The 19,448-nt window shown below is 73.6% G+C and carries 18 protein-coding genes; 14 read left to right on the forward strand and 4 right to left on the reverse strand.

Annotation, left to right across the window (positions count from 1 at the left end):
• The first annotated feature begins 125 nt into the window (after positions 1-125).
• From pheS to OOK31_RS28365, 5 genes are all read left to right on the forward strand, one after another.
• Positions 126-1,253, forward strand: coding sequence for a phenylalanine--tRNA ligase subunit alpha (gene pheS, locus OOK31_RS28345; RefSeq protein ID WP_267090206.1), 1,128 nt, complete (start codon positions 126-128; stop codon positions 1,251-1,253).
• Positions 1,253-3,781, forward strand: a complete 2,529-nt coding sequence (pheT, locus tag OOK31_RS28350; RefSeq protein ID WP_267090207.1) for a phenylalanine--tRNA ligase subunit beta — start codon at positions 1,253-1,255, stop codon at positions 3,779-3,781. Before pheS ends, pheT begins: the two co-directional genes overlap by 1 nt.
• A 152-nt stretch (positions 3,782-3,933) precedes the next feature.
• On the forward strand, positions 3,934-5,073 hold the full coding sequence (locus tag OOK31_RS28355; protein ID WP_267090208.1) for a PP2C family protein-serine/threonine phosphatase: 1,140 nt from the start codon (positions 3,934-3,936) through the stop codon (positions 5,071-5,073).
• Positions 5,074-5,475: 402 nt separating this feature from the next.
• Positions 5,476-6,813 (forward strand): transcriptional regulator, encoded by a 1,338-nt coding sequence (locus OOK31_RS28360; protein ID WP_267090209.1) that lies wholly within the window; start codon positions 5,476-5,478, stop codon positions 6,811-6,813.
• 53 nt (positions 6,814-6,866) lie between these two features.
• On the forward strand, positions 6,867-7,403 hold the full coding sequence (locus OOK31_RS28365) for an NUDIX domain-containing protein (RefSeq protein WP_267090210.1): 537 nt from the start codon (positions 6,867-6,869) through the stop codon (positions 7,401-7,403).
• Between the two features lie 23 nt (positions 7,404-7,426).
• Here the strand turns inward: OOK31_RS28365 and OOK31_RS28370 are convergent, their stop codons facing one another.
• Complete coding sequence (locus OOK31_RS28370; RefSeq protein ID WP_267090211.1) at positions 7,427-8,329, reverse strand: 3-hydroxybutyryl-CoA dehydrogenase; 903 nt, start codon at positions 8,327-8,329, stop codon at positions 7,427-7,429.
• 155 nt (positions 8,330-8,484) lie between these two features.
• Between OOK31_RS28370 and OOK31_RS28375 the strand changes: the two genes are divergently transcribed.
• On the forward strand, positions 8,485-9,765 hold the full coding sequence (locus OOK31_RS28375; protein WP_267090212.1) for a glycoside hydrolase family 10 protein: 1,281 nt from the start codon (positions 8,485-8,487) through the stop codon (positions 9,763-9,765).
• A 40-nt stretch (positions 9,766-9,805) separates the two neighbouring features.
• On the opposite strand, the gene OOK31_RS28380 is transcribed toward OOK31_RS28375, so the two are convergent.
• Positions 9,806-10,003 carry a DUF1918 domain-containing protein gene (locus OOK31_RS28380; RefSeq protein ID WP_267090213.1) on the reverse strand — a complete coding sequence of 66 codons (198 nt, stop codon included), beginning with the start codon at positions 10,001-10,003 and terminating at the stop codon, positions 9,806-9,808.
• Positions 10,004-10,066: 63 nt separating this feature from the next.
• Positions 10,067-11,044, reverse strand: a complete 978-nt coding sequence (locus OOK31_RS28385; protein WP_267090214.1) for a DMT family transporter — start codon at positions 11,042-11,044, stop codon at positions 10,067-10,069.
• On the opposite strand from OOK31_RS28385, the gene OOK31_RS28390 reads away from it, so the two are divergent.
• Both OOK31_RS28390 and OOK31_RS28395 read left to right on the forward strand, forming a co-directional pair.
• Positions 11,043-12,509 carry a PLP-dependent aminotransferase family protein gene (locus OOK31_RS28390; protein WP_267090215.1) on the forward strand — a complete coding sequence of 489 codons (1,467 nt, stop codon included), beginning with the start codon at positions 11,043-11,045 and terminating at the stop codon, positions 12,507-12,509. The two genes, OOK31_RS28385 and OOK31_RS28390, sit on opposite strands and share 2 nt — an antisense overlap.
• A gap of 9 nt (positions 12,510-12,518) precedes the next feature.
• The gene (locus OOK31_RS28395) at positions 12,519-13,322 is read left to right on the forward strand and encodes an N-acetyltransferase (protein ID WP_267090216.1); all 804 of its coding nucleotides are present in this window, start codon (positions 12,519-12,521) and stop codon (positions 13,320-13,322) included.
• Here the strand turns inward: OOK31_RS28395 and OOK31_RS28400 are convergent.
• Positions 13,280-13,876, reverse strand: coding sequence for a chitin binding peritrophin-A domain-containing protein (locus tag OOK31_RS28400; protein WP_267090217.1), 597 nt, complete (start codon positions 13,874-13,876; stop codon positions 13,280-13,282). The genes OOK31_RS28395 and OOK31_RS28400 overlap by 43 nt on opposite strands.
• Positions 13,877-14,048: 172 nt before the next feature.
• Here OOK31_RS28400 and OOK31_RS28405 point away from each other — a divergent pair, with 172 nt between their 5' ends.
• From OOK31_RS28405 to OOK31_RS28430, 6 genes are all read left to right on the forward strand, one after another.
• Entirely contained in the window at positions 14,049-14,504 is a 456-nt protein-coding gene (locus OOK31_RS28405; RefSeq protein WP_267090218.1) for a hypothetical protein, read from the forward strand.
• A 76-nt stretch (positions 14,505-14,580) separates the two neighbouring features.
• Positions 14,581-15,621 carry an N-acetyl-gamma-glutamyl-phosphate reductase gene (gene argC / locus OOK31_RS28410; RefSeq protein WP_267090219.1) on the forward strand — a complete coding sequence of 347 codons (1,041 nt, stop codon included), beginning with the start codon at positions 14,581-14,583 and terminating at the stop codon, positions 15,619-15,621.
• Entirely contained in the window at positions 15,618-16,775 is a 1,158-nt protein-coding gene (gene argJ, locus OOK31_RS28415) for a bifunctional glutamate N-acetyltransferase/amino-acid acetyltransferase ArgJ (protein WP_267090220.1), read from the forward strand. Before argC ends, argJ begins: the two co-directional genes overlap by 4 nt.
• Complete coding sequence (gene argB / locus OOK31_RS28420; protein ID WP_267090221.1) at positions 16,772-17,680, forward strand: acetylglutamate kinase; 909 nt, start codon at positions 16,772-16,774, stop codon at positions 17,678-17,680. Before argJ ends, argB begins: the two co-directional genes overlap by 4 nt.
• The gene (locus OOK31_RS28425) at positions 17,677-18,867 is read left to right on the forward strand and encodes an acetylornithine transaminase (RefSeq protein WP_267090222.1); all 1,191 of its coding nucleotides are present in this window, start codon (positions 17,677-17,679) and stop codon (positions 18,865-18,867) included. The genes argB and OOK31_RS28425 overlap by 4 nt, the downstream gene beginning before the upstream one ends.
• A gap of 7 nt (positions 18,868-18,874) precedes the next feature.
• Entirely contained in the window at positions 18,875-19,411 is a 537-nt protein-coding gene (locus tag OOK31_RS28430) for an arginine repressor (RefSeq protein WP_267090223.1), read from the forward strand.
• Positions 19,412-19,448: the final 37 nt, after the last annotated feature.

Raw genomic sequence — 19,448 nt, forward strand, 5'->3', positions numbered from 1 at the left:
ACGGGCCCCCTTCACCCCCGTCGACCTTTAGACTCGTCCTTTGGCACCTTTGTGTCCTTGTGCCGATCACGTCGATCGAGTCGTACGGGGACCCATCCAGCCAGCCATCGGAAGTACGGGAAGAGATGTCGGCACCGAACAAGTCGTACGACCCTGTCGAGGTCGAGGCACTGAAACCGGAAGAGATCGAGCGCATGCGGGACGAGGCGCTCGCCGCCTTCGCCTCCGCCGGTGACCTCGACGAGCTCCGCGAGGCGAAGACCGCGCACATGGGCGACCGCTCGCCCCTGGCGCTCGCCAACCGGGAGATCGGCGCCCTGCCGCCCCAGGCCAAGGCCGAGGCGGGCAAGCGCGTCGGGCAGGCCCGCGGCGCCGTGAACAAGGCCTTCGGGGCCCGCACGGTCGAGCTGGAGGCCGAGCGCGACGAGCGGGTGCTGGTCGAGGAGGCCGTGGACGTCACGCTGCCTTACGACCGCGTGCCCGCCGGCGCCCGCCACCCCCTGACCACGCTGATGGACCGCATCGCGGACATCTTCGTGGCCATGGGCTACGAGGTCGCGGAAGGCCCCGAGGTCGAGGCGGAGTGGTTCAACTTCGACGCCCTCAACTTCACGCCCGACCACCCGGCGCGCCAGATGCAGGACACCTTCTTCGTCCAGGGGCCGGAAGGCACCGAGGGCGACGAGTCCGGTGTCGTGCTGCGCACCCACACCTCCCCGGTGCAGGCGCGCTCGCTGCTGGAGCGCAAGCCCCCCGTCTACATCGTCTGCCCGGGCCGGGTGTACCGCACCGACGAGCTCGACGCGACGCACACGCCCGTCTTCCACCAGGTCGAGCTGCTCGCCGTGGACGAGGGCCTGACGATGGCGGACCTCAAGGGCACCATGGACCACATGGTCCAGGAGCTGTTCGGCGAGGGCACCACCACGCGCCTGCGCCCGCACTTCTTCCCCTTCACCGAGCCGTCCGCCGAGATGGACATGCAGTGCTACGTCTGCCGCGGCGAGTCGGTGGGCAACCCCGACCGCCCCTGCCGTACCTGCTCCAGCGAGGGCTGGATCGAGCTCGGCGGCTGCGGCATGGTCAACCCCAAGGTGCTCGTCGCCTGCGGTGTGGACCCCGAGAAGTACAGCGGGTTCGCCTTCGGGTTCGGCATCGAACGGATGCTGATGTTCCGCCACAACGTCGAAGACATGCGAGACATGGTCGAGGGTGACGTGCGTTTCACCCGGCCGTTCGGGAGTGAGATCTGATGCGCGTCCCGCTTTCCTGGCTGCGGGAGTACGTAGACCTCCCCGCGGGTGAGACCGGCCGTGACGTGGCCGCCAAGCTGGTCGACGCCGGCCTCGAGGTCGAGACCGTCGAACAGCTCGGCGCCGGCCTCAAGGGCCCCCTCGCCGTCGGCCAGGTGCTGACCATCGAGGAGCTCGAGGGCTTCCGCAAGCCGATCCGCTTCTGCACGGTCGACGTCGGCCTGGCCAACGGCACCGGCGAGCCGCAGGAGATCGTCTGCGGCGCCCGGAACTTCGCCGTCGGCGACAAGGTCGTCGTGGTCCTGCCCGGCGCCGTCCTGCCCGGGGACTTCGCGATCGCCTCGCGCAAGACCTACGGCCGCACCTCGCACGGCATGATCTGCTCCGGCGAGGAGCTGGGCATGGGCGACGACGGCACGCACGGCATCATCGTGCTGCCGCACGAGCACGAGGTCGGCACCGACGCGATCGAGCTGCTCCAGCTCGTCGACGAGGTCCTCGACATCGACATCACCCCGGACCGCGGCTACTGCATGTCGATGCGCGGTGTGGCCCGTGAGGCCGCCACCGCGTACGGCCTGCCGCTGCGCGACCCGGCGCTGCTCGACGTCCCGGCGCCCAACTCCTACGGCTACCTCGTCCGGATCGACGACCCGGCCGGCTGCGACCGCTTCGCCGCCCGCACCGTGACCGGTCTCGACCCCGAGGCCCGCTCCCCGATCTGGCTGACGCGCCGCCTCCAGAAGGCGGGCATGCGCCCGATCTCGCTGGCCGTGGACGTCACCAACTACGTGATGCTGGAGCTCGGCCAGCCCCTGCACGCCTACGACCGTTCGCGCCTCGACGGCGCCATCGGCGTCCGCCGTGCCGAGCAGGGCGAGAAGTTCACCACCCTCGACGGGGTCAAGCGCACCCTCGACGCCGAGGACCTGGTGATCACCGACGAAAGCGGCCCGATCGGGCTCGCCGGTGTCATGGGCGGTGCCAACACCGAGATCGCCGACTCCGTCACCGACCCGGAGACGGGCGTCGTCACCGGCACCACCGACGTGGTCATCGAGGCCGCGCACTTCGACGCCGTGTCGATCTCGCGCACCGCCCGCCGCATGAAGCTCTCCTCCGAGGCCTCCAAGCGCTTCGAGCGGGGCGTCGACCCGCAGGCCGCCGGCGCGGCCGCGCAGCGGACCGTGGACCTCCTCGTGCTGCTCGCGGGCGGCACCGCCGAGGCCGGGGTCACCGAGCTCACCGCCCCGGGCGCCCCGCGCACGGTCGCGATGAGCGCCGACCACCCCGACCGCGTCGCGGGCATGGACTACGGCCGTGAGACCGTCGTCCGCCGCCTCCAGGAGATCGGCTGCGCCGTACACGGCCAGGACGAGCTCGTCGTCACCGTCCCCTCGTGGCGGCCCGACCTCGCCGAGCCCAACGACCTCGCCGAGGAAGTCATCCGGCTGGAGGGCTACGGGAACCTCCCGTCCACCCTCCCGCAGGTGCCCTCCGGCCGCGGCCTGACCCCCCGGCAGCAGCTGCACCGCCGCGTCGGCCGCACGCTGGCCGGCTCCGGCTACGTCGAGGCGCTGAGCTACCCGTTCATCGGCGAGCAGGTCTTCGACCAGCTCCAGCTCCCCGCGCACGACGCCACCCGCCAGGTCGTCAAGCTGGTCAACCCGATCTCCGACGAGGAGCCGGCGCTGCGCACCACGCTGCTGCCGGGTCTGCTCGGCGCGCTGCGCCGCAACGACAGCCGGGGCAGCCACGACCTCGCGCTCTTCGAGACCGGCTCGGTCTTCCGCGCCACCGACCGGCCGGGCGTCGCCGTACGGCTGCCCGTCGACCGGCGTCCCACGGACGAGGAGATCGCCACCCTGGACGCGGCCCTGCCCGCGCAGCCGCGCTACGCCGCGGTCGTGCTGGCCGGTGCCCGCGAGCAGGCCGGCTGGTGGGGCAAGGGCCGCCCGGCCGACTGGGCGGACGCCGTCCAGGCCGCCCGCGCGCTGGCCGTCGAGGCCGGTGCCGAACTGGTGGTCCGCCAGGGCCAGTACGGCCCCTGGCACCCGGGCCGCTGCGCCGAGCTGATCGTCACCCTCGACGGTGTGGAGACGGTCATCGGCCACGCCGGTGAGCTGCACCCGCGCGTGGTCAAGGCGATGGGCCTGCCCGCCCGCACCAGCGCCATGGAGCTCGACCTCGACCGCCTCGCGGCGGCCGGCGGCGAGGCCCTCCAGGCGCCCCGGATCTCCACCTTCCCGGTGGCGACCCAGGACGTCGCGCTGATCGTGGACGCGTCCGTCCCGGCGGCCTCCGTCGAGGCGGCGCTGCGCACGGGCGCGGGCGAACTGCTCGAATCCCTGCGGCTGTTCGACGTCTTCACCGGCGAGCAGGTGGGCGAGGGCAAGAAGTCCCTGGCCTACGCGCTGCGCTTCCGCGCCGCCGACCGCACGCTGACGGCCGAGGAGTCCACGGCCGCCCGCGACGCGGCGGTGGCCCTGGCCGGCGAGCGGACCGGGGCGGTGCTGCGCGGCGCGTGAGCGTCACGCCACCAGGCCGGCTGAGGGCCCCGTCCGAACCATCGGACGGGGCCCTCACTCATTCGGGTGAGAAGCCCGGTGACCCGTGTCCGGTACGTCTGGAGGTCGACACAATCGTTCCGGCCGTCGAGCCGGAGGGGAGTGTCCTACGGATGATCACGCACGGGCGGATGCCCCGGACGCGCCGGGTGTGCGTCCTCGCCTGGGGCGGCGCCGCGGTGTCCTGGGAACTGTCCACCCCCGGCCCCCTCGGGCCCAGCCTCGCCACCTGCGCGGCGTTCCTGCTGCTGGCCACGGGCTGCGCCCTGCACATCCGGCGCGGGCTCCGCGCCGAACTGCGGCGCTCGCGGGAGATCGCCGGTGCCACCCAGCGGGTCCTGCTGCGCCCCCTGCCCGGCCGGATCGACGGCATCGCGGTGTCCGCCGCCCAGCTGTCGGCGAGCCGGGGCGCGGCCGTCGGCGGGGACCTGTACGAGGCCGTGCCGACGGCGTACGGGGTGCGCGTGGTGATCGGGGACGTACGCGGCCACGGGCTGCCGGCGCTGGGGGCGGCCGCCGCCGTCCTCGGCTCCTTCCGCGAGGCGGCGTACGACGAACCGTCCCTGCCCGGGGTCCTGCGCCGGATGGAACGCTCCCTCCAGCGGCACCTGCGCGAGCGGGCCCGCGCCGAACACCCGGCGGCCTGTGCGGTGGAGCCGCGGTCGCCGGTCGCGGAGGACTTCGTCACGCTGCTGCTGCTCCAGATCGCCCCGGACGGCTCGCTCCTGGCCCTCAACTGCGGCCACCCCTGGCCCTACCGCCTCCGGCCGGCCCCGCTGTCAGCCGCGGAACCGGAGCCCGAGCCGGAGCCCTGCGGGGCCGGTCCCCTCCCCGCCCTTCGACCGTTCCCGCCTCCATCGCCGGCGCGGCTCCAGACACGGCGCTACCGCGCCCGCGCCTCAATCGCCGGCGAGGCTGAAAGTTCTGAGCCCCGGGGAACGAGGGACGTGCGGCCGCTGACCGGCGGGGATACGCTGCCCCCGCTCGGGGTGGTGCCGGTGCCGCCGGACGTGCGGCCCACACCGTGCGGGCGGCTGCGCCCCGGCGAGATGCTCGTGCTGCACACCGACGGCGCCGAGGACGCCCGGGACCGCCAGGGCCGCTTCTTCCCGCTGCGCCGCGTCCTGGCACGGGCTCCGGCGCTCACGCCCGCCCGGCTGGTGGCGGGCGTGCACGCCGCGCTGCTGCGCCACACCGGAGGACGGCTCGCCGACGACGTCGCCCTGCTGGTGCTGCGCAACGACCGCGCCTGAGCGGTCCGGCGCGGCCGGGCCGGCCCTGAACCGGCCCGGCCGTACCCGCCTGGACCGGGTGGTGCCGGTCCGCACCGGACCGGTGGACGAGCCCGGTGCGGACGGGGCCCGGCTGGGCCGGACCCCGGCGACCAACCGGGGCCCGGCGCAGCCGCTGCGCGCGCCGCCCGTCCGCCATGGAGTGTCGGGCAGACAGCAGGACGGGCGGCGCGGTGCCGGGTCGTCGCACTGTACGAGGGGGAGCCGACGACCCGAGCGGCCTCTTTGGCGAGGCTCTTCAGTGAAGCGCCCCGAGGGCCTCCTCCGGCAGGGTGTGTTTCGCATTTATGCGCGTACTCGGTTCGCACCCCGTGTGAACCGCGCACCCACTAGCCTGGTCCCGACGAGCCCTTGGAGGGGCCCATGCAGCCCAACGCCCTGCTCGACGCCCTCCTCGCCGAGGCGGGAATGTCCCACGCCGGACTCGCCGCGCATGTCAACCAGGCGGGCAGGACCCGCGGACTCGCGCTGCGCTACGAACACACCGCCGTCTCCCGCTGGTTGAAGGGGCAGCGCCCCCGCGGCCAGGTGCCCGACCTGATCTGCGAGGTGCTCGGTGGGCGGCTGCACCGGCCCCTGGCCCTGGAGGACATCGGACTCGGCATCCCCGGCCAGAGCGGCCCGCACACGAGCAGGCTCAGCGGCTTCGTCGACCGCGCCACCGCCCTGTGGCGCTCCGACGAGCTGGGCCGGCCCGCACAGCTCACCGCGCAGGCCCTCACCGGCACCCCGGCCGTCATCCCGGTCTGGGAGTGGGAGAACCCGCCCGAGGACGCCGACGTGTCCCGCAGCGGCCCCGGGCTGATCGGGCCGGAGCACATCGACGTCCTGCGGGCCGCGCGGGCCCACTACGAGCTGATGTACCGCCGGGCGGGCGGGATGGCCACCCGCGCCCGGATCGTCCGCTTCCTCGGCAGCGAGACGGCCCCGATGCTGCGCGGCAGTTACCCCGACGAGGTGGGCCGGCTGCTGTACCGGGCCACCGGATCCCTGGTGGCGGTCGCCGGGATCTGCGCCTACGACTCCGACGCCCACGGGCTCGCCCAGCGCTACTTCCACCAGGCGCTGCGCCTCGCCAAGGCGAGCGGGGACCGGGGACTGGGGGCGTACGTGATCGCCCTGCTGGTCAACCAGTCGCTGCACCTGCGGGAGTACCGCCAGGCCGTGGCCTTCGCCGAGGCCGCGCTGCGCGCCGCCGGCCGCCACACCACCCCGGCGCTGGCCGCGGACCTGTACGCGATGCAGGCCAAGGCCTACGCCCAACTCGGCGACACGGCGGCCGCCCTGGCCTGCATCCGGCGCGCGGAGGCGGCCGCCGAGCGGATCCGGCCCGGCTCGGAGCCCGACGAGACGGGCTACGTACAGCCGGGGCTGGTCAACGTCCAGGTGGCGGAGGCGCTGCTGAGCCTCGGGGACCTGGACGCCGCGCACGAGCAGGCCGCCGAGGCCGCCTCGGCGCCCGCGCACGACCGGGGCCGGGTGCACCGGCTCGCGATGCTGTGCGAGATCCAGCTGCGCCAGGGGGAGGCGGACCGGGCGGTGGCGGCGGCCGCGGAGATGGCGGAGCGGGCGAAGGGGATGGAGTCGCTCAGGCTCCGGGACCGGCTGCGGGCCGTCAGGCAGCAGCTGCTGACCAGCGGTTGCGCGGGCGCGGAGGAGACCGCGCAGCTCATCGACGGGGCGCTGCGCGTTCCCCTGTGAGGGCTCGAACTGCTGCCATGTTGCCACCAACGGATGCGGAAGGTGGCACAACCGTGCAGTGGATGAACCTGAGTGAGCAGAACGTGTACAAGAACCGCTGGTTCGACGTGAACCTCGCGGATGTGGAACTCCCCGACGGCCGGCACCTGGACCACTTCGTGATCCGGCTGCGGCCGGTCGCCGTCGCCACGGCCGTCAACGAGGCCGACGAGGTGCTGCTGCTGTGGCGGCACCGGTTCATCACGGACAGCTGGGGCTGGGAGCTGCCGGCCGGGGTGGTCGAGGACGGCGAGTCCCTGGAGGCCGCGGCGGCGCGGGAGATGGAGGAGGAGTCGGGCTGGCGGCCCGGCCCGCTCCACCACCTGATGACCGTGGAGCCCTCCAACGGGCTCACCGACGCCCGCCACCACCTCTACTGGGCGGACGGGGCCACCTACACCGGGCCCCCGCAGGATGGGTTCGAGTCCTCCCGCCGGGAGTGGGTCCCGCTGAAGCTGGTACCGGACCTGATCGCGCGCGGGGAGGTCCCGGCCGCCAACATGGCGGCCGGGCTGCTCCTGCTGCACCACCTGAGGCTGGGCCGCCCGTAGGCCGTCGGGCCGGTCCGGCCGGATCAGCCGTACGGGTAGAAGCCCGAGCCCGTCTTGCGGCCCAGGCGGCCGGCGTCGACCATCCGCTGGAGCAGCGGGGGAGCGGCGTACAGCGGCTCCTTGTACTCGGCGTACATGGAGTCGGCGATCGAGGCGATGGTGTCGAGGCCGATCAGGTCGGACAGCTTCAGCGGGCCCATCGGGTGGGCGCAGCCCAGCTCCATGCCGTTGTCGATGTCCTCGCGGCTCGCGATGCCGGACTCGAACATCCGGATCGCGGACAGCAGGTACGGGACGAGGAGCGCGTTGACGACGAAGCCGGAGCGGTCCTGGGCGCGGACCGCGTGCTTGCCCAGCACGTTCCGCACCAGGGCCTCGGCCCGCTTGACGGTCTCCTCGCCCGTGGTCAGCGCCGGGATCAGCTCGACGAGCTTCTGCACCGGGGCCGGGTTGAAGAAGTGGATGCCGATGACCTGGTCGGGCCGCGAGGTCGCGACGGCCAGCTTGACCAGCGGGATCGAGGAGGTGTTGGAGGCGAGGATCGCGTCCGGGCGGGTGATCACCTGGTCCAGGACCTGGAAGATCTCCGTCTTGATCTGCTCGTTCTCGACGACGGCCTCGATGACGAGGTCGCGGTCGGCGAACTCGCCGAGGTCGGTGGTGAAGCTGAGGCGGGCCAGGGTGGCGTCCCGCTCCTCCTCGCTGATCTTGCCGCGTTCGGCGGCCTTGGTCAGCGAGTTGTGCAGCCGGGTGCGTCCGATCTCCAGGGCCTCGCCCGTGGTCTCGGCGACCATCACCTCAAGACCGCTGCGGGCGCACACCTCGGCGATGCCCGCGCCCATCTGGCCGCAGCCCACCACGCCGACCCGGGTGATGTCGGTCGGGAGGGTAGAGAGGTCCGTCACGTCGTGCCTTTCGCTGCTCATCCATCGCGGGTCCCCCGAATGCGCGCAGTGGTAACTGCGTTCCGGCGCCCGCCACGCCCCCCGACGTTACCCCCGTCGTTGGCGTGTGCGGCGGGCCGGGGCGGGCATGCTGGGCGCACGCAGGGCATTGTCACGGAACGGAGCGGAGTCGTCACATGACGTACATCGGGCGGCGGGGACTGCTGGCGGGAGCGGCGGGGGTGCTGGCCGCGACGGCCGCCGTCGGTCTCGCCGGCGAGGCGGCGGCGCGGGGCAGGACCGGCGCGGTCCCCGAGCGGGCGGGCGCGGGCGGGGGCGGGGGCCGGGCGCCGGCCGTGGAGTTCCGGGGGATGTGGATCGCCTCTGTGGAGAACGTCGACTGGCCCTCCGAATCCGGGCTGTCCGCGGCGGAGCAGCGCGCGGAGCTGATCGCGCTGCTCGACGCGGCGCGGGAGCGGAGGCTGAACGCCGTGATGCTCCAGGTCCGGCCGGCGGCCGACGCCCTGTGGCCCTCGCCCAAGGAGCCCTGGTCGCAGTGGCTGACGGGGGTCCAGGGCCGAGATCCCGGCTGGGACCCGCTCGGCACGGCGGTCACCGAGGCGCACCGGCGGGGGCTGGAGCTGCACGCCTGGTTCAACCCGTACCGGGTCGCCAACCACACCCGCCTCGACCGGCTCGCCGCCTCGCACCCGGCCCGCCGCAACCCCGGCTGGACCGTCGCGTACGGCGGCAAGCTCTATTACAACCCCGGCCTGCCGCAGGTACGGGCCTTCGTGCAGGAGGCGATGCTCGACGCGGTCTCCCGCTACCCGGTCGACGGGGTGCACTGGGACGACTACTTCTACCCCTACCCGGTGTCCGGCCAGCGCTTCGACGACGACGACGCCTTCGAGCGGTACGGGTCGGGCTTCGCCTCCCGCGCCGACTGGCGCCGCGACAACATCGACACCCTGGTGCGGGAGATGTCGGCGGCGGTGAAGCGGATCCGCCCGGCGGCCCGGTTCGGGGTCAGCCCGTTCGCGGTGTGGCGGGGCGACGACGTCGACCCGCTCGGCTCGCCCACGCGGGCGGGCGTGGCCACGTACGACGACCTCTACGCGGACACCCGCAAGTGGGTCGTCGAGCGCTGGCTGGACTACATCGCCCCGCAGGCCTACTGGCACATCGGCCACCCGACCGCCGACTACGCCAAGATCGTGCCCTGGTGGGCGAAGACGGTGAAGGGGACGGGCGTCGGCCTCTACGTGGGGGAGGCGCTGTACCGCTGCGACGAGGACAGCCCGACGGCGGCCTGGCGCGATCCGGCGGAGCTGTCCCGGCACCTGACCTTCGCCGCGCGGTACCCGCAGGTGGGCGGGCACTCCTTCTTCTCGGCGAAGCACGTGCTGGCGGACCCCATCGGCGCGATGGACAGGGTCGTCGCCGACCACTACCCGTCGGCGGCGCCGCCGCGATGAGGAGCGGGGCCGCCGCGCCGGGGCGCGGCGGCCCGGTGGTTCAGTGGGCGGGTTCGGCCGGGTGCCGCACCACGCAGTCGGGCCCGGGGGCCATGAGGGCCTCGTGGCCGTCCTCGAAACGGACCCGGTACGGGGGGGTTCCGTTCTCGCCCAGCACCTGGGTGATCTCGCCCACCTTGTCGTGCTGTCCGACGATCCTGCCGTGCTGCACCAGCTGGTCGCCCTCGGTAGCGCGCATCACATGACCTCCTCGGTGGCGGTCCGATCCGATCCGGTGATAGCAGTTTAGGGCGGTTCGGGGCTATTTGACCCGCTGGGTGGCGGCGATGCAGACCAGGACCGCGCAGGCGGCCACGGGGGCGGCCGGGGACAGCCGCTCGCCCAGCAGCGCCACCGACCAGACCAGGGTCAGCAGGGGCTGGGCGAGCTGGAGCTGGCTGGCCCGGGGAGCGCCGATCTCGGCCATCCCGCGGTACCAGACGTAGAGCCCGAGGAAGGTGGAGCCGATCGCCGTCCAGAGCAGACCGGCCACGCCGTGCCCGGTGAGGTGCACGGGCTCGTACGCCAGCCCCAGCGCGGAACCGGCCACGGTCAGCGGCAGGCACAGCACCAGCGCCCAGCCGATCACCTGCCAGCCCGGCAGCAGCCGGGTGAGCCGGGCGCCCTCCGTGTACCCGGCGGCGCACACCAGGAGCGCCCCGAACAGGTAGGCGTCCCCGGCGGACAGGGCGCCGCCGCTCTGCGCGAGGGTGAAGCCCAGCACGACCGCGGCCCCGGCGACGGCCGCCACCCAGAAGCGGCGCGAGGGGCGGGCGCCGGTGCGCAGGGCGGAGAGCGCGGCGGTGGTGAGCGGCAGCAGGCCGACGACGACGGCGGCGTGCGAGGTGGTGGAGGTCTGCAGCGCGAGGGTGGTCAGCAGCGGGAAGCCGACCACCACCCCGCCCGCGACCACGGCGAGCCCCGCCCACAGCTCACGGCCCGGCAGGGGCACCCGCCCCGCCAGCAGGAAGACGCCCGCGACGGCGGCGGCCAGGACGCTGCGCAGCGCGACGAACGACCAGGGGCCGAAGCTCTCCAGGCCCCAGGCGGTGGCGGGGAAGGTCAGCGAGAAGGTGACGACGCCGAGGCAGGCGAGGACGGTGCCGCTGCGGGCACCGCCGACCGCCGTCGCGCCCCGGGCCGCCGCGCCGTCGCTCCGGCGGACGCCCGTCGGCTCCGTCGGCTTCGTTGGCTGAACCGCTATCGTGGCGGTGGGAGTAGCGCTATTCTGTGCTGTCATGTATGAGCGTAGCAGTGTGGCAGAGCTGGCAGAATCCCTCCGATCGGAACTCGACCGCTATCCGGTAGGTGGAAAGCTGCCGTCCAGCCGGGCTCTGGTCGAGCGCTACCGGGTCAGCCCCGTCACCGTCTCCAGGGCGCTGGCCCAGCTCGCCGCCGAAGGCCTCGTGGTCACCCGCCCCGGCGCCGGCGCCTACCGCGCCCGGCCGCGTACGGCCGACCCCGCGCACGGGGACACCTCCTGGCAGGAGGTCACCCTCAGCGCGGAAGGCGCCGGCGAGCTGGTGCCCCGCTCCGTGGACGCCTCCGGGGTACTGGTCTGCCTCACCACACCGCCCACCGGGGTGATCGGCCTCAACAGCGGCTACCTGCACCCCTCCATCCAGCCCGAGCGGGCCATGGCCGCCGCACTGGCCCGGGCCGGCCGCCGCCCCGGGGCCTGGGGGCGGCCGCCCACCGAAGGGCTGCCCGAGCTGCGCGACTGGTTCGCCCGGGAGATCGGCGGGGCCGTCGCGGCCGCCGACGTCCTGGTCACCGCGGGCGGGCAGAGCGCCCTGACCACCGCGCTGCGGGCGCTGGCCCAGCCCGGGGCACCGGTCCTGGTGGAGTCCCCGACCTACCCCGGGCTGCTCGCCATCGCCCGCGCCTCCGGCCTGCGGCCCGTACCCGTACCCGTGGACGCCGACGGGGTCCGGCCGGAGCTGCTGGCCGCCGCCTTCGAAGCGACCGGCGCGCGGGTCTTCGTGTGCCAGCCGCTGTTCCAGAACCCCACCGGCGCGGTGCTGTCCGCCGCGCGCAGGCCCGAGGTGCTGCGGATCGCCCGGGCCGCGGGCGCCTTCGTCGTCGAGGACGACTACGCCCGCGCCCTGGCCCACGAGGACGCCGGACCGCCGCCCGCCACCCTGGCCGCCGAGGATGCCGACGGGGTGGTCGTGCACGTCCGCTCCCTGACCAAGGCCACCTCGCCCAGCCTGCGGGTCGGCGCGCTGGCCGCCCGGGGCCCGGTGCTGGACCGGCTGCGCGCCATCCAGGTCGTCGACAGCTTCTTCGTGCCCCGCCCGCTCCAGGAGGCCGCCCTCGAACTCGTCGGCGCACCCGCCTGGCCCCGCCACCTGCGGGCCGTCGCCGCCGAGCTGCGCCACCGCCGGGACGTGCTCGCGGGCGCGCTGCGGCGGGAGCTGCCGGGGCTGGAGCTGTCGCACCTGCCGTCCGGCGGGTACCAGCTGTGGACCCGCCTCACCGGGGGCGGCGACGACGCCACCTTCGCGGCGGGCGCCCTGCGCGCCGGGGTCGCGGTCGCGCCCGGGCGGCCCTTCTTCTGCGCCGAACCGCCCGGCCAGTACATCCGCCTCGGCTTCGCCGGGGTGTCGGGGCCGGGGGAGCTGGTGGAGGCGGTGCAGCGGCTGCGGGGCGGGGTGCCGGGGCTGCCCGCAAACCCGGTTGAGGGCATCCGGACGGCGCCCTAGCCTGCGGGGATGACCGCCATCAAGATCACCTCGATCGCCGACCGCCCCGAACTGGCCGGACGCCTCTGGGACATGCAGGACTCCTGGCCGGAGTTCTCCGCCCATGACTCCCTGGCCTGGCTGCTCTACCCGCGCATCGTCGCCGAGTTCCCCGAGTACGTGTGGATCGCGACCGACGGGGACGCGGTGGTGGCCCGGGGTTTCAGCCTGCCCTTCGCCCTGCACACCGCCGAGCGGGCCGGGGCGCTCCCCGCCCAGGGCTGGGACGCGGTCCTGATGTGGGCCTTCTCCGACCGCCGGCGCGGGATCCGGCCCGACACGGTCAGCGCCATCGAGATCAGCATCGCCACCGGCCGGCAGGGCGAGGGGCTGTCGGGCCGGATGCTGGCCGCGATGCGCGAGAGCGTGCGCGCCGCCGGGTTCGCGGAGCTCGTCGCCCCGGTCCGGCCCAGCGGCAAGCCCGCCGAGCCGGACACCCCGATGTCCGAGTACGCGTACCGGACCCGCGAGGACGGCCTCCCCTACGACCCGTGGCTACGGGTGCACGTGCGGGCGGGGGCCGTCATCGACTCGGTGGCCCCGCTGTCGATGACCATCAACGGCTCGCTCGCGCAGTGGCGGGAGTGGACCGGGCTGCCCTTCGACACGCGGGGACCGATACGGGTGCCGGGCGCGCTGGCCCCGGTCCACTGCGAACCGGAGCACGGCTACGCCGTCTACGTGGAACCGAACGTATGGGTGCGCCACCCCCTCGGCGCTCCCGCGCCGGATCAGAGCAGCGCGACGGGGGCGGTGGCCGAGGAAGCGGTGTAGATCCCGCCGATGCCCTGGTAGCTCGCCCGGTAACCGCGCAGGATCTCGTCCAGCGGGATCGAGAGCCGGGCGGGGCTGTCGCAGCCGGCCGCGCCGAACTGGTCGGTGACGGCGGTGCACAGGGTCCTGCCGCCGAGAGTGGTGAAGGTGACGGGTACGCCGTCCAGCCCGGCGGGGGCGCCGTCGATGCGGACGGTGGCGCTGAGGTTCTTCACCCCGAACAGCAGCCCGTTCAGCCGGGCCGGACCGCGTACGGCGGCCGCCAGCGCGGTGGGGGCGGCCGGGCGCACCCGCTCCGGGGCGTCGCAGAGCTGCGGAACCGGGGAGAACACCTGGCCGGTGGGGCAGGGGAGCACGGTGGCCACCCCGGCGTGGCACTGCACGTAGAAGCGGTGGTCCTGCGGCCGCGCCAGCCGGCTGTCGGCCGTCCCGCACCGCTCCTCGGCTGTGGAGGCGGTGGCGGCGGTGGCCGGCGCGGCGGCCACGCCCAGGGCGAGGAGCGCCCCGGCGGCCGTCGCGGTGAGTGCCTTGCCGATGCCGCCCGTACTGGCCATGCGTAACAAGCCTGCCCCCACGTCTCGATGTGACCCTGAGTAACCTCTCGATCGCGTAGTGACTATAGGCAGGTCCGGCTGCCGGGCACAACGGCGCCCGGAGTCGCCCGTCCGTGCGGGGACCGCTACCTTGAACGCGTTCAGCTGAACACGTTCAAGCAAGGGGGTGGACATGGACGCCATGTCGACGGCGCCGGTGGGGCCGCGCGAGGTCTGGGCCTGGATGAGGGCGCGGGAGCGGGTCCACCCCTGGCAGTTCGCGCTGGTGCTCTGCGCCCTGCTGGCCCCCCTCCCGCCGCTGCTGGAGTTCAGCCGGTTCGTGGAGGGGGCGGCCTACCCGCTGGTGGTCGCGCTCACGGTCGCCCTGGTGGCGCTGCCGCTGCTCCTCCACCGCCGCCGGGCCGCCTTCGTGTGCGCCGCCCGGGTCTGCGGTGCGGTGCTCCTGCCCTGGGTGTTCACCGGGGCGCTGATCGGGATGTACACCTTCCTCCCCTCCGTTCCGCTGCTCTGGCTCGCCTCTTTCGCGGATCCGCGTCGCAGACTGGTGGTGGGGAGGCTGGCCTTCGCGGCCGGCGCCCTCCTGTCGGCGGCCATCGTGGTCGTGCCCGGCTTCTGGTGGCGCCGCTGACCCGCATGCCCCCGCAAGGGCTTTGCATAAAACTGCGGGGCTACGTATAGTCATGCCATCGAGGATGGAGGGTCCGATGGTGGTACGTGTAGCGGTGGCCGGAGCGAGCGGATACGCGGGCGGTGAGGTCCTGCGCCTGCTGCTCTCGCACCCCGAGGTGGAGATCGGCGCGCTGACCGGCAACTCCAACGCCGGACAGCTCTTCGGCACCCTCCAGCCCCACCTGGTACCGCTCGCGGGCCGGACCCTGGAGGCGACCACCCCGGAGGTCCTCGCGGGCCAGGGCCGTCGGCATGATGTCGTCTTCCTCGCGCTGCCCCACGGCCAGTCCGCCGCCGTCGCCGCCCAGCTCGGCGACGAGGTCCTCGTCATCGACATGGGCGCCGACCACCGGCTGAAGGACTCCGCCGACTGGGACAAGTTCTACGGCGCCCCCCACGCCGGGACCTGGCCGTACGGCCTCCCCGAGCTCCCCGGCGGCCGGGCCGCCCTCGCGGGCACCAAGAGGGTCGCGGTCCCCGGCTGCTTCCCGACGGCCGTCTCCCTCGCCCTGTACCCCGCCTACCAGGCGCGGCTCGCCGAGCCCGAGGCCGTGATCGTCGCCGCCACCGGCACCTCCGGCGCGGGCAAGGCGCTCAAGCCGCACCTGCTCGGCTCCGAGGTCATGGGCACGGTCACCCCGTACGGCGTCGGCGGCGTCCACCGGCACACCCCCGAGATGGTGCAGAACCTCTCCCCGCTCGCCGGGGAGCGGGTGTCCGTCTCCTTCACCGCGAACCTGGTGCCCATGCCGCGCGGCATCCTCGCCACCTGCTCCGCCAAGGCCCTCCCGGGCACCACCGCCGAATCGCTGCGCGCCGCGTACGAGAAGGCGTACGCCGACGAGCCCTTCGTCCGGCTGCTCCCCGAGGGCATGTGGCCCACCACCAAGGCGGTGTACGGCTCCAACGCCGTCCACCTCCAGGTCGCCTACGACGAGTCCGCCCAGCGGATCATCGCCATCAGCGCGATCGACAACCTGACCAAGGGCACCGCCGGCGGCGCGGTGCAGAGCATGAACATCGCCCTCGGCCTTCCTGAAGCCCTGGGACTTTCCACGATCGGAGTCGCACCGTGAGCGTCACGGCAGCACAGGGATTCACGGCTGCGGGCATCGCCGCCGGGATCAAGGCGAACGGCAACCCCGACCTGGCCCTCGTGGTCAACAACGGGCCGAGACTGGCCGCCGCGGGCGTCTTCACCTCCAACCGCGTCAAGGCCGCGCCCGTCCACTGGTCGGAGCAGGTCCTGCGCGGCGGCACCGTCAGCGCGGTCGTCCTCAACTCCGGCGGCGCCAACGCCTGCACCGGACCCAAGGGCTTCCAGGACACCCACGCGACCGCCGAGAAGGTCGCCGAGGCCCTCGGCGGCGAGCACAACGCCGGGGAGGTCGCGGTCGCCTCGACCGGCCTGATCGGCGTCCTGCTCCCCATGGACAAGCTGCTGCCGGGCGTGGACACCGCGGTGGCGGCCCTGTCCGCCGACGGCGGCGAGGCGGCCGCGATCGCCATCAAGACCACCGACACCGTGCACAAGACGGCCACCGCCTCGCAGGACGGCTGGACCGTCGGCGGCATGGCCAAGGGCGCGGGCATGCTCGCCCCGGGCCTGGCCACCATGCTGGTCGTCCTCACCACCGACGCCGACGTGGACGGCTCCACCCTCGACAAGGCGCTGCGCGACGCGACCCGCACCACCTTCGACCGGGTCGACTCCGACGGCTGCATGTCCACCAACGACACGGTGCTGCTGCTGGCCTCCGGGGCCTCCGGCCAGGTGCCGGCGTACGCGGACTTCGCGCAGGCGGTACGGACCGTCTGCGACGACCTCGCCCGCCAGCTGATCGGCGACGCCGAGGGCGCCAGCAAGGACATCCGCATCGAGGTCGTCGGCGCGGCCAGCGAGGACGACGCGGTCGAGGTCGGCCGGTCCATCGCCCGCAACAACCTGCTCAAGTGCGCCATCCACGGCGAGGACCCGAACTGGGGCCGGGTGCTCTCCGCCATCGGCACCACGAAGGCCGCCTTCGACCCGGACCGTCTGAACGTCGCCATCAACGGCGTGTGGGTCTGCAAGAACGGCTCCGTCGGCGAGGACCGCGACCTGGTCTCCATGAAGGACCGCGAGGTCCGCATCACCGCGGACCTGGCCACGGGCGCCGAGTCGGCGGTCATCTGGGCCAACGACCTGACGGCCGAGTACGTCCACGAGAACAGCGCGTACAGCTCATGAGTACGGCGAGGAGGCACACCGCGCTGCCCAAGGCCGAGATCCTCATCGAGGCGCTGCCCTGGCTCACCCGCCACAACGGCAAGATCGTCGTGATCAAGTTCGGCGGCAACGCCATGATCGACGAGGACCTGAAGGCCGCCTTCGCCCAGGACGTGGTCTTCCTGCGGCAGGCCGGCCTGCGGCCCGTCGTGGTGCACGGCGGCGGCCCGCAGATCAACGCCCAGCTGGACAAGCAGGGCCTGGTCAGCGAGTTCAAGGCGGGCCTGCGGGTCACCACCCCGGAGGCCATGGACGTCGTACGGATGGTCCTGGCGGGCCAGGTCCAGCGGGAGCTGGTCGGGCTGCTCAACCAGCACGGTCCCCTCGCCGTCGGCATGACCGGCGAGGACGCCCACACCATCACCGCGACCAAGCACACCCCCGAGATCGAGGGCGAGATCGTCGACATCGGCCGGGTCGGCGAGATCACCGCGATCGACACCGGTGCGATCGAGGCGCTGCTGGCGGACGGCCGGATCCCGGTCATCTCCTCCATCGCGCGCAGCGCCGACGACCACCACGTCTACAACGTGAACGCCGACACGGCCGCCGCGGCGCTCGCCGCCGCGCTGGGCGCCGAGACCCTGATGGTCCTCACCGACGTCGAGGGCCTGTACGCGGACTGGCCGAACAGCGACGAGGTCATCAGCCGGCTCACCGTCAGCGAGCTGGAGAAACTCCTGCCGGAGCTGTCCAGCGGCATGGTGCCGAAGATGGAGGGCTGCCTGCACGCCGTGCGCGGCGGCGTGGGCACCGCCCGGGTCATCGACGGCCGGGTCCAGCACTCGATCCTGCTGGAGATCTTCACCGACGAGGGAATCGGCACGATGGTCGTGCCCGACGGACAGGGAGGGGTGCGGAAGTGACCGGCAATCAGGACTACGCCGCCCGCTGGCAGGGCGCGCTGACCAACAACTACGGCACCCCGGCGCTGGCCCTCGTACGCGGCGAGGGCGCGCAGGTCTGGGACGCGGACGGCAAGCAGTACACCGACTACGTCGGCGGGATCGCGGTGAACGCCCTCGGGCACGCCCACCCGGCGATCGTCGCCGCCGTCACGCACCAGATCACCACCCTGGGCCACGTCTCCAACCTCTACGCCTCCGAGCCCGTCCTCGCGCTCGGCGAGCGGCTCCTCCAGCTCTTCGGCCGCGAGGGCAGGGTTTTCTTCTGCAACTCCGGCGCCGAGGCCGTCGAGGCCGCCTTCAAGATCGGCCGGCTGACCGGGCGGACCCACATGGTCGCCACCACCGGCGGCTTCCACGGCCGGACCATGGGCGCGCTCGCGCTCACCGGCCAGCCGTCGAAGCAGACGCCCTTCCTGCCGCTGCCCGGTGACGTCACCCACGTCCCGTACGGCGACGTGGAGGCCCTGCGGGCCGCCGTCACCGAGGAGACGGCGCTCGTCCTGATCGAACCGGTCCAGGGCGAGAACGGCGTGGTCGTCCCGCCCGCCGGATACCTGACGGCAGCCCGCGAGATCACCCGGGCCACCGGCACCCTGCTCGCCCTCGACGAGGTGCAGACCGGCATCGGCCGCTGCGGCCAGTGGTTCGAACACCAGGCCCACGAGGGCGTGGAGCCCGATCTCGTCACGCTCGCGAAGGGTCTGGGCGGCGGACTGCCGATCGGAGCCGTCGCCGCCTTCGGCAAGGCCGCCGACCTCCTCCAGCCCGGCCAGCACGGCACCACCTTCGGCGGGAACCCGGTCGCCTGCGCCGCCGGTCTCGCGGTGATCGACACCATCGCCGCCGACGGCCTGCTCGACCAGGTCAAGGCCCGGGGCGAGCGACTGCGCTCCGGAATCGAAGCCTCCGGGCACGGGCTGGTCTCCCACGTCCGCGGCTCGGGTCTTCTGCTGGGTATCGTGCTGACAGAGCCGCTCGCGCCGAAGGTGCAGCTCGCGGCTCAGGAAGCCGGATTCCTGGTCAACGCGCCCGCCCCCGACGTCGTACGGCTGATGCCCCCGTTCGTCATCACCGAGGCCGAGGTCGACGCGTTCGTCCGGGCGCTGCCCGGCATCCTCGACGAAGCGGGACGATCCGGAGAATGAGACGACGATGACCCAGGCGCAGGAACACGAGCAGAACGGTCCGTCCGTCCCGCAGACCCGCACCGCCCGCCACCGCCGGATCGTGGACATCCTCAACCGGCAGCCGGTCCGCTCCCAGAGCCAGCTGGCCAAACTGCTCGCCGACGACGGGCTGAGCGTCACCCAGGCGACGCTCTCCCGCGACCTCGACGAGCTGGGCGCGGTGAAGATCCGCAACACCGGCGGCGAACTGATCTACGCGGTTCCCAGCGAGGGCGGCTTCCGCACCCCGCAGGCCCCGCTCGGGGAGTCGGCCAAGGAGGAGCGCATGCGGCGCCTCTCCGGCGAACTCCTCATCTCGGCGGAGGCCTCCGCGAACCTCGTGGTCCTGCGCACCCCGCCCGGCGCGGCCCAGTTCCTCGCCTCGGCGATCGACCAGGCCGAACTCCGCGAGATCCTCGGCACCATCGCCGGCGACGACACCCTGATGCTCATCAGCCGCGACCCGGCCGGCGGCCAGGCCCTGGCCGACCACCTGCTGCGCCTCGCGCAGAAGGAGAGCTGACCGACGGCCGGGCCCGGCCGCGCACGACCGGGCCCCG

Origin of the sequence: Streptomyces sp. NBC_00249 (assembly GCF_026342355.1) — a bacterium.
Classification (GTDB): domain Bacteria; phylum Actinomycetota; class Actinomycetes; order Streptomycetales; family Streptomycetaceae; genus Streptomyces.

Bases quoted from the DNA above. Each gene is read 5' to 3' on its own strand.
- OOK31_RS28390 (WP_267090215.1), top strand. From the start codon at position 11,043: ATGTATGAGCGTAGCAGTGTGGCAGAGCTGGCAGAATCCCTCCGATCG.
- OOK31_RS28355 (WP_267090208.1), top strand. From the start codon at position 3,934: ATGATCACGCACGGGCGGATGCCCCGGACGCGCCGGGTGTGCGTCCTC.
- pheS (WP_267090206.1), top strand. From the start codon at position 126: ATGTCGGCACCGAACAAGTCGTACGACCCTGTCGAGGTCGAGGCACTG.
- OOK31_RS28400 (WP_267090217.1), bottom strand. From the start codon at position 13,876: ATGGCCAGTACGGGCGGCATCGGCAAGGCACTCACCGCGACGGCCGCC.
- OOK31_RS28430 (WP_267090223.1), top strand. From the start codon at position 18,875: ATGACCCAGGCGCAGGAACACGAGCAGAACGGTCCGTCCGTCCCGCAG.
- OOK31_RS28395 (WP_267090216.1), top strand. From the start codon at position 12,519: ATGACCGCCATCAAGATCACCTCGATCGCCGACCGCCCCGAACTGGCC.
- OOK31_RS28405 (WP_267090218.1), top strand. From the start codon at position 14,049: ATGGACGCCATGTCGACGGCGCCGGTGGGGCCGCGCGAGGTCTGGGCC.
- pheT (WP_267090207.1), top strand. From the start codon at position 1,253: ATGCGCGTCCCGCTTTCCTGGCTGCGGGAGTACGTAGACCTCCCCGCG.
- OOK31_RS28385 (WP_267090214.1), bottom strand. From the start codon at position 11,044: ATGACAGCACAGAATAGCGCTACTCCCACCGCCACGATAGCGGTTCAG.
- argB (WP_267090221.1), top strand. From the start codon at position 16,772: ATGAGTACGGCGAGGAGGCACACCGCGCTGCCCAAGGCCGAGATCCTC.
- OOK31_RS28370 (WP_267090211.1), bottom strand. From the start codon at position 8,329: ATGAGCAGCGAAAGGCACGACGTGACGGACCTCTCTACCCTCCCGACC.
- OOK31_RS28360 (WP_267090209.1), top strand. From the start codon at position 5,476: ATGCAGCCCAACGCCCTGCTCGACGCCCTCCTCGCCGAGGCGGGAATG.
- OOK31_RS28380 (WP_267090213.1), bottom strand. From the start codon at position 10,003: ATGCGCGCTACCGAGGGCGACCAGCTGGTGCAGCACGGCAGGATCGTC.
- argC (WP_267090219.1), top strand. From the start codon at position 14,581: ATGGTGGTACGTGTAGCGGTGGCCGGAGCGAGCGGATACGCGGGCGGT.
- OOK31_RS28375 (WP_267090212.1), top strand. From the start codon at position 8,485: ATGACGTACATCGGGCGGCGGGGACTGCTGGCGGGAGCGGCGGGGGTG.